A 12,849-nucleotide genomic window follows, 5' to 3' on the forward strand; every position below is an offset into this window, starting at 1 on the left:
GTTCTGCTTGGTCGCTGAACCAGATACCGGAGACCTCGCTACATCTCGAACACCGACACGCGAAGATCCTCACCCAACAGCTCAAGCCCTGGCACGGACTTCGACACAGGCCCTAGCGGCGCCGTCCGTCTGCTCGGGCCGGAGGCGGCAGAGTCGGGATCACCCTCGGGCCCACCCGCCGGTGTCGGCGAAGCGGCGCAGCGTCCAGCGGGCCGGCGGCCAACCGCCCGGGTCGTGGTCGGTGGTCCATTCGGTGATCGAGGCCGGCGGCACCTCAAGGTCGAACGCCCGGAAGACCGGCTGCGCGGCGAGCGCGTGGAAACCGCCCTCGACGGTCTCGCTGTGGCCGACCAGGATCACTGTGGAGCCCCGGTGCCGGTGCGCGATCTCCATGATCGCGCGGCTGACCCGGACCACCAGTTCGGCCCAGCTCTCGTTGCCCTCCTCGAACGGTCGGAACACGCCGCCGCCCGCCACCGCGTGTTCGGTGCGGAAGCGGGCGGTCGGCAGGCCGTCGGCGTACGGGGGTGTGTGCCAGGTGCAGAGACCACAGTCGGCCACGGGCCGGGCGCCGAACGCCGCGCCGATCGGTTGCGCGGTCTCGACCGCCCTGCGCAACACGGACGAGTAGACCGCCACCGGCCCGTCGGCGGCGACCTCGGCGGTGAGCCGGTTGGCCAGGTCGTGGGCCTGCTCGTGGCCACGGTGGGTGAGGCCCCGACAGCCGCCTGGCCCACCGACGATCCCTTCGACCTGGTGGACCGACTCGCCGTGCCGCACGAAGATCAGACGTGTCCGCATCGGGACATCATGCCAGCGCAATCGACGGGGTTATCAGTCGTCCGTACGGCCGGTGGAGAAGCTGTCGGCCCGGCTGAGCAGAGCGTCAAGTCTCGCGCCCGTCTGCGCAGGAAGCCGGCCCCGTCGCACCAGCTCGGTGATGTCGTCGCGCAGCTCGGCGACGCGCTTGGCGCGGTCCCGGCCGCGGCGGTCGAGGTCGGCCAGCTCGTCGCGCAGGTCCTCGGCGGTCCTGCGGTCGATGTCACCACGGGCGACCGCGGTGGCCAGGACGGCGGCGAACTCACTGGTCACCTCCCGGAAGCTGACCGGTATCTGCTGCCCGACGGTCGGCGGCGCGGTGCTGGCGGCGGCGGACGGCGTCGATGCCCTCGTCGGTGTCGGTGAGTGCGTCGTGGGTGCGGGGGCCGGGGCGGAGCTGGAGGGTGCGTCGGCCACCTTCGCCGGGTCGGGTGTGCCCGGGTTGTCGAACGGATTCTGCGCCAACAGGGCACCGGCGCCGATCAGCACGGCGAGCACGGCGGCGACGAGCACGGCGAGGGGCCGACGCGACCGGCGTCGGGCCGGGGTGGCGGCAGCCGGAGCGGGGCGGGCCACCACCGACCTGTCGATCAGGGTGGGCGGGTGGGCGGCCGGGCGGATGCGCAGCAACTCGGTGGGCGGTTCGACCGGCTGACCGGCGCCGAAGCGGCGGGCCAGGTGCGCGGCGCTCGGCCGGTCGGCCGGGTTGGCGGCCAGGCAGGCGACGGTCAGCTCGGCGATGTCGGCGGGCAGGCCGGGCACCCGCAGCGGCGGCACCGGGGTGCCCCGCCGGTGCACCTCCAGCGCGTCCTCCCAGCTCTGCACGGGCAGTGGTGCCCGCCCGGTGAGGGTGCGGTAGAGCAGGGCGCCGAGGGCGTACACGTCGCTCGCCGGGTCGGGTGGGCCGGCGGTCAGCCGTTCCGGGGCGAAGTAGGCGGGGGTGCCCATCAACGGTTCGCCGGACTGGCTGTCGAGGCTGCCGAGCGCGGCGATGCCGAAGTCGAGCACCTTGGCGCCGGTGTCGGTGAGCATCACGTTGCCCGGCTTGACGTCGCGGTGCACGACGCCGATGCGGTGCGCGGCGGCCAGCGCGGCGGCGATCTGCCCGGCCACCCGGACCGCCTCCGGCCAGGGCAGCGGCCCGGCCCGCAGCCGGTCGGCCAGGTTGTGGCCGTCGACAAGTTCCATCACCAGGTACGGGACCACGACGCCGCCGTCGAGGGTCGCCTCGGCGTAGTCGTACACCTGGGTCACGTGGGGGTGGGTCAGCCGGGCGGCCGCGCGGGCCTCGCGTTGGATGGTGGCCCGCAGTTGGGGGTCGGTGGCGAACTGCCCGGCGAGCACCTTGATCGCAACTGGTCGCCCCAGCACCTCGTCGTCGCCCCGCCACACCTCGGACATGCCACCGAGACCGATCCGCTCGTGCAGTACGTAGCGGTCGTGGAGGCGGAGAGTAGGCATGAACGGCGACATGGCTTCACCAGTCTGCCTGGCAACGACGCAGTCGACCACTCTGCGTGCCCGACCCCACACTGTTCGTCCCGTGCGTGCCCAAATGGGATTGGTGCGCGACCGGGGTCTGGCCCGGCGCGAGCCGGCGCGGTCAGCGGCCAGGCCGGGTAGAGGTCGGCGGTCAGGCCGGGTAGAGGTCGGTGGTCAGGCCGGGTAGAGGTCGGTGGTCAGGCCGGGTAGAGGTCGTCCAGCAGACGGCCGAGGATGTCCGCCGTGCGCTCCGGCGGCTCGGCCTCGACGCAGAGCCGTTCCATGGCGACCGCGTAGTAGTCCAGGTCGTCGCGCTTGTCGAGGTAGATGGCGCTGGTGAGCTGTTCGATGTAGACGATGTCGGGTAGCTCCTGGTCACCGAAGCGCAGGATGGTGAAGGCTCCCCCGGCGGCGGCGTGGCCACCGGCGGCGAACGGGATGACCTGGAGCCGGATGTGGGGCGACTTGGTCGCCTCGATGAGCGCGGTGAGCTGGCCGCGCATGACCTCGGGGCCGCCGATGGGCCGGCGCAGCGCGGCCTCGTCCACCACGGCCCAGAGCTGCGGAGGGTTCTCCCGTTGCAGCAACTGCTGACGCTGCATCCGCAGCGCGACGCGCCTGTCGATCTCACCTGGATCGGCCGTGCCGTGCCCGAGCAGCACGACCGCCCGGGCGTACTCCCGGGTCTGCAGCAGGCCGGGCACGAATTGCACCTCGTAGCTGCGGATCAGCGCGGCGGCGGCCTCCAGGCCGAGGTACGACTGGAACCAGGACGGCAGCACGTCGCCGTAGCGGTGCCACCAGCCGGGGCTGTTCGCGTCCCGGGCGAGCTTGAGCAGCGCGTCACGCTCGTGCTCCGCGGTGACGCCGTAGAGGGTCAACAGGTCGGCGACGTCGCGCTCCTTGAAGCCGACCCGGCCCAACTCCATCCGACTGATCTTGGATTCGGAGGAGCGGATCTCCCAGCCGGCGCCCTCCCGGGACACCCCACTGGACTCCCGGAGCCGGCGCAGTTGGGCGCCGAGCAGCATGCGCAGCACGGTCGGCCCGGTTGTCGGGCCACCCTCGGCGGGAACCATCGTCACGTGCGGACCTCCGGACAGCGACCCACGACGGCCGGGCGCCCCGGCCCGACCGACGTGTAAGCATGCCATGAACCGACAGTGAGGTGAACTCCTCCGCCTCGGTGAATAAGTCCCGTCGCCGGGACGACCCACCCCCCGGACGGTCAGTTGATCAGGTGGTCGAAATCGCCGTCCCGCGCACCGAGAACGAAGGCGGCGATCTCGTCCACCGTGTAGATGAGCGCCGGCCCATCCGGGTGTCGTGAGTTGCGAACCGCGATGCCCGCTCCCCCGGGCAGTTCGGCGAGTTCGACGCAGTTGCCGCTGGGGTTGCTGCGACGGCTCTTCAGCCAGCTCAGCGGAGGCAACTGATGGATCGGTACGCCATTTGGTGGCTGCAGCATCGAGGCGTCTTTCTGTTACGAGCCCGCCGGTGGCCGTGGGAGGAGCGGTGACGGCGAGGGGGTGCGGTATCGACAGTGGACGGTTCTGCACGTGCATCTGCTATTGCATCTGCACCCGACGGCGAGCATGATAACGCAGATGATCGGTGCCCATCCGTTCACTTTGAGTTACCCCCGCACGGGCAACGATCAGGCAAAACTGGGCCCGACGCGGCATATCGCGTCAACCGAAGGCTGGAGGCGGTCGCGGCGATGGGAGGGTTCGTGCCGGATCCGATGAGCGTCGCCTCCGGTGTCTGCGCGGCCGGCGCGTTGCTCTCCTCATGGCAACTACGCCGACGGGCGGTGCGCGCCGAGGCCGAGATCGACAACCTCCAGGCCGAGCTGGCCGCCGAACGGCACGCCGCGAGCCACGATCCGCTCACCGGGCTGCCCAACCGCCGCGCCTTCTACCGGCTCGCCGCCGCCCTGCTCACCGACGCCGCCGGCCAGCCGCTGATCGCCGTGGTGCTCGATCTGGACGACTTCAAGCAGATCAACGACCAGTACGGGCACGCCGCCGGCGACCAGGTGCTGATCAGCGTGGCCGAGCGGCTCGCCGGCTTCGCCGGGGACAACCTCGTCGCCCGTCTCGGCGGCGACGAGTTCGCCGGGCTGCTGTCCAGCCCCACCGTCGACAGACGCTGGATCGAGCACTCCACCCGCCGGCTCAGTGAGACCGTCGCCGCGCCGATCCGGCTGAGCGGGTGCAGCGTCCGGGTCACCGCCTCGGTCGGGCTCGCCCCGGTGACCGGCCCGGCCCAGCTCACCGACGCGCTCAGCCGCGCCGACGCGGCCATGTACCAGGCGAAGAGCCTCGGCGGCGCCCGCTCACCCCGCCAACTTGTCGACAGCGCGTTCCTCGCGGAGCGCTGACCGTTCAGGTCACCGGCGCGCCGAACCACCGGCCCAGCGCACCGAGCAGGTCGCTCTGCTCGTCGCCGACCCACGCCACGTGACCGTCGGGCCGCAGCAGCACGGCGGGCACGTCCAACTCCTCGCTGACGTCGACGACGTGGTCGACCCGCTGCGCCCACCCGGCGACCGACAACTGGCCGGTCTGGTCGAGCAGCAGTCCGCGGCCGCCGCGCATCAGCTCGTACAGGCGACCACGCCGCAGCCTGACGTCGCGCAGGTGACGCCCGAGCATCTCGTGGCCCTCGCCGAGGTCGTAGCGGACCCCGATCGCGGTGATCTTCTCGATCAGGTACCTGTTGACCTGCTCGAAGTCCAACAGCTCCGACAACAGTTGGCGCACCGCCCGGGGCCCCGGCTCCGGTGAGAGCAGCACCATCTGGGCGCTCGTGTTGTTCAGGACGTCGGCGGCCACCGGATGCCGCTCACTGTGATAGCTGTCCAGCAGCCCTTCCGGCGCCCAGCCGGCGAGTTCGGCAGCCAGTTTCCAGCCGAGGTTGAACGCGTCCTGGATGCCGAGGTTGAGCCCCTGCCCACCGGTCGGCGGGTGGATGTGCGCCGCGTCGCCGGCGAGCAGCACCCGGCCGACCCGGTACCGCTCGGCCAGCCGGGTGGCGTCGCCGAAGCGGGAGAGCCAGCGCGGTGAGTGCACACCGAAGTCGGTGCCCGCGTACACCCGCAGTTGCTGTTTGAAGTCCTCGATGGTCGGCGGGACCGTGCGGTCCTCGGTCACCCCCTCGGCGGGCACGAGGACGCGGTACACCCCGTCGCCGAGGGGCCCGAGACCGAAGCGGAGGTGAGTCCTGCGGACCTCGGCCACCACGTCGGCGACCGTCTCCGGCGGCACGCCCACCTCCATCTCGCCCAGCAGGCTCTCGACCCTGCTGGGTTCGCCCGGAAAGCCGACACCGAGCAGCTTGCGGACGGAACTGCGGCCCCCGTCGCAGCCGACGAGGTAGTGCGAGCGCAACCGCTGCCCGTCAGCCAGCTCCACGGTCACCCCGTGCTCGTCCTGGCTCAGCCCGACCAGTTCGCTGCCGCGCCGGATCTCCACTCCGACCTCGGTGGCGTACTCGGCCAGGAGACGGTCGGTGGTGGTCTGCGGAATGCCGAGGACGTACCCGTGTGCGGTGTCCAGCCCGGTCGGCGACGGCTTGGGGATGGCGGCGAAGAAGCCGCCGAGCGGATGCTGCCTGCCGTGCGCGAGGAACCGTTCGAGCAGACCTCGCTGGTCCAGCACCTCGATGCTGCGTGCGTGCAGGCCGAGCGCGCGGACGTAGCTGGTCGGCTCGGCGTCCCGCTCCACCACGAGCACGTTCAGGCCGTGCAGCCGTACCTCGCTGGCGAGCATCAAGCCGGTCGGTCCACCGCCAGCAATGATCACATCGATCATGGAATCCCCCGATTTTCCCAGATTTGGGCGTCGGATGGAGATTCTGCGGCATCACCCGGGTCTTGCCGCAAGGCCCCCGGTGCGATATATGTTGGAGGTGGCAGAGAGCGCGTCCGCTCTTTGCCTTACTTCTTGTCCGGCGAAGAGACGACGTGCTCGCCGCTCAGGACCGCCGGTCGAGGTCGCGCAACGCCGCATCGGCGAGGGTGACCAGACCAACGGGTGACACCAGACCCCGCACGATCCGTGCCGCCCGGTCCCGGTCGGCCGCCTCCGCGTCGGCGTCCAGCGCCTGGCGGGTCCAGTCGCTCAGATCGTCGAGCGCGCGGACCGCGAGAAACCAGGCCAGACGCACCGGATCGACGTCGGCCGTGCCGTACCCGGCGAGCACGGCCCGCTGCTGCTCCGGAGTGATCGGCGCGAAGGCGAGCACCCCACCGAGGACGAACATGAGGTCGCACTCGGGCGGCGCGAGCACCGCGTCGTCCCAGTCGATCAACCAGACCTGCCCGTCCGCGCCGAGCAGCAGGTTGCCCAGGTGCGGGTCGCCGTGACAGACGACGCCCTGGCCGGCTCGGGCGGCCGGGCCGACGGCGAGGCGCTCGACCGCGCCCGTCAACGCGCCCACCCGGTCGGCCACCCCGGACCAGACCGCCGCCAGCTCCGCGAACAAGGGGTCGGCCGGGTCCGGGTCACACAGCCGCGCGGCCACCGCGCGGGTCGCGGTCACGATCGAGGGGTACGCGGCACCGCCCGCCGGCAGCAGCCGACTCAGCTCGTCGGTCACCGGCGCCGCGTGCACGGCGGCCAGCACCTCGCCGTACGCGCGCCAGTGCGCGGCGGTCATCGGGCCGTCGAGAGCCCGCCGGTCGGAGACCCACGGCACCACCGACAGGCGGCGACCGTCGTGGTCGACGGACAGCCGCCCGTCGACGGCCCGCAGCGGCGCGGCGATGCCCGGCACCCCCTGCTCGGCCAGGTACGCCGTCACGACCAGGCCGGCCGGGGTGCCACCACCGCTCAGCTTGACCGCGTACCGGTCGCCGTCGACGGTGTGCGCCAGCCACAGTCGGGCGTGCTGATCGGCGCCGTGGGTGATCCGCTCCATCGCGGACAGGCGCAGGCCGAAACCCGTCCACACCTGTTCGGCCACCTGCCGTGCGGCGTCCTGCCCCATGCGGACACCATGCCAGCGCCCCGGCCATCGACCCAGCGGTTTTGCCGGCCGACCCGAGTGCACGACAACCGGCCCCGCTGGGCGAGGTGTTCCGGGAGGCAGGCCGGGTATGGGAGGTCGACAGCCCTGCGACGGCGAGAGGAACCGACGTGGCGACCATCCGCGCCCTCGTACTCAACTGCACTCTGAAGCCGTCGCCGGGCCCGTCGAGCGCCGAACAGCTCGGTCGGGAAGTGCTCGCCGAGTTGGCCGGGCAGGGCGTCGAGGGCGAGATGATCCGGGTCGCCGATCACGGTGTGCGCTTCGGGGTGTCCACGGACGAGGGCGACGGCGACGGTTGGCCGGCGATCCGCGCCAAGCTGATGGCCGCCCAGGTGCTGATCATCGCCACGCCGATCTGGCTCGGCCAGCCCTCGAGCGTCTGCAAGATGGTCCTCGAACGCCTCGACGCCGAACTCTCCGAGACCGACGCCGAGGGCCGGCTCCGCACCTACGGCAAGGTGGCGGGTGTCGCCGTGGTCGGCAACGAGGACGGCGCCCACCACACCATCGGCGAGGTGCAGCAGGCGCTCAACGAGGTCGGGTTCACCATCGCCGCCGCCGCCGCGACGTACTGGGTCGGTGAGGCGCTGCACACAGTGGACTACCGCGACGCGGGCCCGAAGCCCGACACCACCGGTCGCACCACGAAGGCCCTGGCGCTCAACACCGCACACCTGGCCCGGCTCCTCGCCGACCAGCCGTACCCGCCGCCGGACGCGAAGGGCGCGGCGGTCGGCCCGAGCCGCGGATAGACCGCACCGCCAGGGGCGTCACCGCCCCGGGCCGCCCTACCGCTCGCGCGGCTCGCCGCCGATCCGCACCAGGCGCGGTCAGCGCCAGCCGTAGCCGGCGCGCAACGCCTGCCCGACCCGGTCGAAGCGGGGCCGGTCCAACACGGCGCCCTCCCGGCGGATGCTGTCCTCGCGCATGGTGAGCACCCGGTCCAGCCGGACCCAGCTCGGCCGGTTGTCACGGTCCCACTCACCCGGCCCGAGCGCGAACCAGTGCCGCTGCCCGTCCCGGTCACTCTGACTGGACAGCATCAGCCCGAACAGGGTCCGACTGTGCCGCCCGACGACAAGCACCGGCCGGTCCTTGCCCTGCCGCGGGTCGTCCTCGTACGGCACCCACGTCCACACGATCTCGCCCGGGTCGGCCTGACCGTCGCGTTCCGGAGCGTAGGTCAACTCCCGACGCTGCAACGCGCTCACCTGGCGGCGACGGGCCACCTGCGCGGGCGCCGGCCCGGTACGCCGGGGCGACGGGAGCACCGCGCCGACCCGGGAGATACGCGCCGCGACATTCCTCAACAGACCAGCCACGGCGGGCAGCCTACCCGCCGCCGGATCGGGCGGTACGACAGACTGACCCGATGGACGAGCTACCTCGCGACCTGCCGATCCTGGAGCGACGCGCGGTGCGGGTGGTGGTCGTCGACGACACCGACCGGGTGTTGTTGTTCCACACCCGCGACCCGGACCGCCGCCACCTGGGTACCTGGTGGGAGTTGCCCGGCGGCGGCATGGACGCCGGTGAGACCTACCGCGACACCGCGGTACGGGAGCTGCGGGAAGAGACCGGCATGGTGATCACCGCCGACCAGGTCGGTACGCCGAACTGGCGGCGGCGGGCCAGCTTCCTGCACCGCCAGGTGCGGCACGTCCAGGACGAGGTGGTCGTCGCCGTACGGCTGGCCGGCCCTGGCCCGGACGTGGACGAGACGCACCGGCTCGACTACGAGGTGGAGGACTACTTCGACTTCCGTTGGTGGCCGCTGCCGGAGGTGGTGGCAAGTCGGGAACGCTTCTACCCCGGGCAGCTCCCCCGGCTGATCACCCCCTTCCTCGGCGGCACGGAGATCGACGAGCCGTTCGAGCTGTGGTCGTGAGCCGGGCCGGCGGGCAGAGTAGGGACATGACGACCGATCTGCACGGGCCCCTCTCCGCGTACGCCGCGCGGTTGCACGCCACGGCCGGCGACGAGCACCACGTCGCCTCCCCGCTCGGCGCCTGGCTGCTGCTCGCGGTCTGTGCCACCACGGCGACCGACGGGGAGGGAGCCGTCGACGAGCTGGCGCACGCCCTGGGCACCGACCTGTCGAGCGCGGCCGACGCCGCCCGAGCGCTGCTGGAGGTTCCGCACCCGCTGGTCGGTGCCGCCACCGCGCTCTGGCACCGGGCGGGGCAGGGCGACGGTGGGTTGGCGGCGTGGCGGGCCGCGCTGCCCACCACGACCGACGTCGGCGTCCTGCCCGACCAGACCGGTCTGGACACCTGGGCGCGTGAGCACACCCTCGGCCTGATCGAGACCTTCCCGCTGCGCGTCGGCCCGGAGGTGGCGCTGGCCCTGGCCAGCGCGTTGGCCACCCGGGTGTCCTGGGCGACCCCGTTCGACGTCACCGACGCGCGCGCTCTCGGCGCCGGCAGCCCGTGGGCCGGCCACCTGCGGCGGGCCCTGCGCAGCCCGAGCTACGGCCACCGGTGCCACATCGTGTCCACCGCGCGGGCCGGTGACGTGATCGTGCACGCCGCAGCGGCCCAGACGACCGACGGCGCGGGGCTTGTCGTCCTCTCGGTGGCCGCCGCACCACAGGTGCCACCGGCCGAGGTGCTGGCCGTCGCGTACGACCTCGGCGCCGGCGCGGCCGACGGCGTGCCACCGGCGGGCAGCCGTTCGCTGTTCGACCTGCCGCTCGGTGCGGCGCCGCTGTGGACGGTGACCGAGGAGCGGGTGCGCACCCACGCCCGCGACGGCCGCGAGGAGCGACACCACGCGGTTCTCCCCTGCTGGTCGGCCCGGAGCGACCACGACCTCGCCGGTCCGGCGCTCGGCTTCGGGGCTGCCACGGCGACGGTGGCGACGGCGATGGGACTACCGGTGGAGGACTTCCTGGCACGGCAGACGGCGGTGGCGCGGTTCGACAGGTACGGCTTCGAGGCGGCGGCGGTGACCGGCATGTTCGGGCGGACCAGCCTGCCCCCGGAGGGCGTGGCCCGCACCGCTGAACTGCGCTTCGGCCACCCGTACGCGGTGGTGGCGGTCGCCACCGATCGTCGGCCCGACGGTTCCACCGGTCCCTGGCACGGACTGCCGGCCTTCTCGGCCTGGGTCGCCGAGCCCGAGGACGTGCCCGAGGCGTGAGTCACCCGGCTGGTCCGCCACCGAGGTTCAGAGACTCCTCGCCGTGCTGCTCCGCCTCCCGCACCACCTCGTTCGCGGTGGTCGGATCGCATCCGGTGGCCCGCAGAAGATCGCTGGCCGCGGTGCGCAGTTGGGTCACCACCGCGTCGCCGAACTCGTCGACGCCCCGGGCCCGCGCACGGCCGGCCTGGTAGACGGCGTCACGAGCCGCCTGTCGGGTGCGCTCGGTCGGCCGGCCGGCACGGTGTTCCCGGCGCAGCAGCTCGACCGCGTCGGCGAGTCGCCCGACGCCCGCCGGCAGTTCGGCGGGGATCGGCTCGTGGTATTGCAGCGCCATCGCCGACCGGCGGGCCACTCCGCGGCCGTGTTCGATGACGCGTTCCACGTGCTGGCTGGCCCGCGCGAACCGCTCCACGTCCCGGCGGCGCAACCACCTGGCGGGCGCGAGGCTCACCACCTCCTCGGCGCCGCTCAGCGCCTGGTGCATCCGTTCGAGGTCGGGGCCCATCGCGCGCAGCGCGTCCAACGCGCGGACCGCCCGTTGTTGATCCCCGGTGTGCAGCGCGGCGGAGACCTCCCGCAGTTGGCGGGTGAGGCACGTGTAGATCGGTGCGGCGTCCCGGTCGAGGATGCGCATCGGGTTCAGTGGTATCAGCAACGCGACCACCACGAGACCCACGACGCCACCCACCATCGCCTCGACGATCCGGGGCCACTCAAGATCCTGCTGGGCGGGGGTGAGGGCGGCGAGGAGGACTGCCGTACCGCCGGCCTGACCGACGGCGGCCCCGCTGCGCCCGAACAGGACGAGCGTGGCGAAGATCGCGAACGCAACGACGAATCCGGTCTGCCAGAACCCGGTGCCCAGGAAGGACAGCAGGGCATCGGTGGTGGCGATTCCGAGGCCGACCCCGACCAGCAGTTCGACTGTGCGGTGGGCACGCTGACCGAGTGCGGCGACGATCGTGCCCACGGCCGCCGAGGGCGCGAAGATCGGCGCGGGATTGCCCAGGACGTTGTGCCCGATCGCCCAGGCCAGCGCCGCAGCGAGGCCCGCCTGCACCGAGATCACCAGTGCGACTTCCAGCTGACTCAGCCGCAGCCGCCCGGCCCGGCCACCGCGACCGCGCATCCGGGCAGCAGCCGTCCTGACCCGCCCCACCACACGGTCATGCCGTGAGCGGGTGACGTCGGGTCGGCGGCGGCCATCGGAATCCATCGAGCACTCGTACCATGCGGCAACCCGGCCAGTCCGGACAATCACGACACGGACGTCGGGGCTCAGGCTGACTGATCGACTCAGAACCCGCCGTCGCGCGGCAGGCGCGCCACCATTTCCCGGAACTCCCGTACCGTCATCGCCGTCCGCAGGGTGGCGAAGACGGCGCCGGTTCCGGCTCGGGCGGTGGCCGGGTCCACCCCGGCGCGCTGTTCCACCCGGCGAAGGAACTCCGTCGGCCCGGCGTCCATCGGGGGAACGCCGGCACCGCCGACCTCCAGGCCCACCCCGCTGGTCAACCCGTCTACGTCGGCATCCGCACCGGAGACCCCGCCCAGGTCCGGACCGTCCGGACCAGCAAAGGAAGCCCCGGTCGGGTCCGGGGCAGGAAGGGAGGTCGCGGCCGAGTCCGGGGCCGGCCGGGAGGTCGCGGCCGAGTCCGGGGCGGGGCCGGTCAGGTAGCCGCCGACCTCGTTCGGGAGGTGCCCGACGAGGTCGTCGGGCGGCCCGTCGGTCACCCGTTCGGCCAACGTCTGGAGCACGGCGCGGGCGAGCACGGCGGCCTCCTCGGCGGGCAGGCCGGACCGTTGGGACACCGCGTCGATGAAGTACGGGAACCCGTCGCCGTCGGTCACGCCCGGGCGGTTACCCCCGGCCGGCCCCGACAAACTGCCGCCAGGCCACGCGACACGCTGCCGTCAGGTCACGCGACACGCTGCCGTCAGGTCAGCAGACCCTCGGCCAGCAGGTGGTCGAAGATGATCTGGTCGACCGGCGAGGTGCGGTGCCGGTCCGCGTACCCGAGCCAGGCCATCTCGGCGATCTCGCTTGCCGGCCGCAACTGCCCCCGATAGCCGGCCCGATAGCAGGTCATCCGTACGGTGACGCCGGCCGCGTGGCCGTGCGCCTCGGCGCTGAAGGTGCCCAGGTGCGCGGCACCCGACACGTCGACCTCGACGCTCAACTCCTCGTCGACCTCCCGGCGCAGGGTCTCCAGGTCGGTCTCGCCCGGCTCACGCTTGCCGCCCGGCAGGTACCAGACGTCCTTGCCCACCGAGCGGGTGCTCAGCACCCTGCCGTCCTCGACGAGGATCCAGGCCACCTTGTCGATCTCGCGCACGATGCTCCCTCCGGCCGCCGGGAGCGGGGACGCT

14 protein-coding genes are annotated in these 12,849 nt (G+C 72.6%); 4 read left to right on the top strand and 10 right to left on the bottom strand.

All coding sequences use genetic code 11. The features are described from left to right. Positions 1 to 159: 159 nt before the first annotated feature. From AB0C15_RS19945 to AB0C15_RS19960, 4 genes are all read right to left on the bottom strand, one after another. Positions 160 to 801, bottom strand: coding sequence for a histidine phosphatase family protein (locus AB0C15_RS19945; protein WP_357353958.1), 642 nt, complete (start codon positions 799 to 801; stop codon positions 160 to 162). Between the two features lie 33 nt (positions 802 to 834). Then, positions 835 to 2,280, bottom strand: coding sequence for a serine/threonine-protein kinase (locus AB0C15_RS19950; RefSeq protein ID WP_357353960.1), 1,446 nt, complete (start codon positions 2,278 to 2,280; stop codon positions 835 to 837). A 218-nt stretch (positions 2,281 to 2,498) separates the two neighbouring features. Continuing rightward, positions 2,499 to 3,386 (bottom strand): helix-turn-helix transcriptional regulator, encoded by an 888-nt coding sequence (locus tag AB0C15_RS19955; RefSeq protein WP_357353962.1) that lies wholly within the window; start codon positions 3,384 to 3,386, stop codon positions 2,499 to 2,501. 143 nt (positions 3,387 to 3,529) lie between these two features. Further along, positions 3,530 to 3,766, bottom strand: coding sequence for a DUF397 domain-containing protein (locus AB0C15_RS19960; protein WP_357354220.1), 237 nt, complete (start codon positions 3,764 to 3,766; stop codon positions 3,530 to 3,532). A 267-nt stretch (positions 3,767 to 4,033) separates the two neighbouring features. Here AB0C15_RS19960 and AB0C15_RS19965 point away from each other — a divergent pair, with 267 nt between their 5' ends. Next, positions 4,034 to 4,684, top strand: a complete 651-nt coding sequence (locus tag AB0C15_RS19965) for a GGDEF domain-containing protein (RefSeq protein WP_357353964.1) — start codon at positions 4,034 to 4,036, stop codon at positions 4,682 to 4,684. Between the two features lie 4 nt (positions 4,685 to 4,688). Here the strand turns inward: AB0C15_RS19965 and rox are convergent, their stop codons facing one another. Together rox and AB0C15_RS19975 are read right to left on the bottom strand one after the other, a co-directional pair. Beyond that, a complete protein-coding gene (gene rox / locus AB0C15_RS19970) occupies positions 4,689 to 6,116 on the bottom strand; it encodes a rifampin monooxygenase (protein WP_357353966.1) in 1,428 nt (475 codons plus the stop codon). A gap of 163 nt (positions 6,117 to 6,279) precedes the next feature. Continuing rightward, the gene (locus AB0C15_RS19975) at positions 6,280 to 7,293 is read right to left on the bottom strand and encodes a phosphotransferase (RefSeq protein ID WP_357353968.1); all 1,014 of its coding nucleotides are present in this window, start codon (positions 7,291 to 7,293) and stop codon (positions 6,280 to 6,282) included. Between the two features lie 149 nt (positions 7,294 to 7,442). Here AB0C15_RS19975 and AB0C15_RS19980 point away from each other — a divergent pair, with 149 nt between their 5' ends. Further along, a complete protein-coding gene (locus AB0C15_RS19980) occupies positions 7,443 to 8,087 on the top strand; it encodes an NAD(P)H-dependent oxidoreductase (RefSeq protein ID WP_357353970.1) in 645 nt (214 codons plus the stop codon). Between the two features lie 78 nt (positions 8,088 to 8,165). On the opposite strand, the gene AB0C15_RS19985 is transcribed toward AB0C15_RS19980, so the two are convergent. After that, the gene (locus tag AB0C15_RS19985) at positions 8,166 to 8,657 is read right to left on the bottom strand and encodes a type II toxin-antitoxin system PemK/MazF family toxin (RefSeq protein ID WP_357353972.1); all 492 of its coding nucleotides are present in this window, start codon (positions 8,655 to 8,657) and stop codon (positions 8,166 to 8,168) included. Positions 8,658 to 8,707: 50 nt separating this feature from the next. On the opposite strand from AB0C15_RS19985, the gene AB0C15_RS19990 reads away from it, so the two are divergent. Next, a complete protein-coding gene (locus AB0C15_RS19990) occupies positions 8,708 to 9,223 on the top strand; it encodes an NUDIX domain-containing protein (protein ID WP_357353974.1) in 516 nt (171 codons plus the stop codon). A gap of 26 nt (positions 9,224 to 9,249) precedes the next feature. Then, positions 9,250 to 10,476, top strand: a complete 1,227-nt coding sequence (locus tag AB0C15_RS19995) for a hypothetical protein (RefSeq protein ID WP_357353976.1) — start codon at positions 9,250 to 9,252, stop codon at positions 10,474 to 10,476. 1 nt (position 10,477) lies between these two features. Here AB0C15_RS19995 and AB0C15_RS20000 read toward each other — a convergent pair whose 3' ends face one another. The 3 genes from AB0C15_RS20000 to AB0C15_RS20010 form a co-directional block, all read right to left on the bottom strand. After that, positions 10,478 to 11,608, bottom strand: a complete 1,131-nt coding sequence (locus AB0C15_RS20000; protein ID WP_357353978.1) for an FUSC family protein — start codon at positions 11,606 to 11,608, stop codon at positions 10,478 to 10,480. A gap of 167 nt (positions 11,609 to 11,775) precedes the next feature. After that, a complete protein-coding gene (locus AB0C15_RS20005) occupies positions 11,776 to 12,330 on the bottom strand; it encodes a DUF2267 domain-containing protein (protein WP_357353980.1) in 555 nt (184 codons plus the stop codon). Positions 12,331 to 12,416: 86 nt separating this feature from the next. Beyond that, positions 12,417 to 12,815 carry an NUDIX domain-containing protein gene (locus AB0C15_RS20010; RefSeq protein ID WP_357353982.1) on the bottom strand — a complete coding sequence of 133 codons (399 nt, stop codon included), beginning with the start codon at positions 12,813 to 12,815 and terminating at the stop codon, positions 12,417 to 12,419. Positions 12,816 to 12,849 lie beyond the last annotated feature (34 nt).

Source organism: Micromonospora sp. NPDC048835 (genome assembly GCF_040649995.1).
GTDB lineage: Bacteria > Actinomycetota > Actinomycetes > Mycobacteriales > Micromonosporaceae > Micromonospora.

Bases quoted from the DNA above. Each gene is read 5' to 3' on its own strand.
- AB0C15_RS19945 (WP_357353958.1), bottom strand. From the start codon at position 801: ATGCGGACACGTCTGATCTTCGTGCGGCACGGCGAGTCGGTCCACCAG.
- AB0C15_RS19950 (WP_357353960.1), bottom strand. From the start codon at position 2,280: ATGCCTACTCTCCGCCTCCACGACCGCTACGTACTGCACGAGCGGATC.
- rox (WP_357353966.1), bottom strand. From the start codon at position 6,116: ATGATCGATGTGATCATTGCTGGCGGTGGACCGACCGGCTTGATGCTC.
- AB0C15_RS19975 (WP_357353968.1), bottom strand. From the start codon at position 7,293: ATGGGGCAGGACGCCGCACGGCAGGTGGCCGAACAGGTGTGGACGGGT.
- AB0C15_RS19990 (WP_357353974.1), top strand. From the start codon at position 8,708: ATGGACGAGCTACCTCGCGACCTGCCGATCCTGGAGCGACGCGCGGTG.
- AB0C15_RS19995 (WP_357353976.1), top strand. From the start codon at position 9,250: ATGACGACCGATCTGCACGGGCCCCTCTCCGCGTACGCCGCGCGGTTG.
- AB0C15_RS20000 (WP_357353978.1), bottom strand. From the start codon at position 11,608: ATGCGCGGTCGCGGTGGCCGGGCCGGGCGGCTGCGGCTGAGTCAGCTG.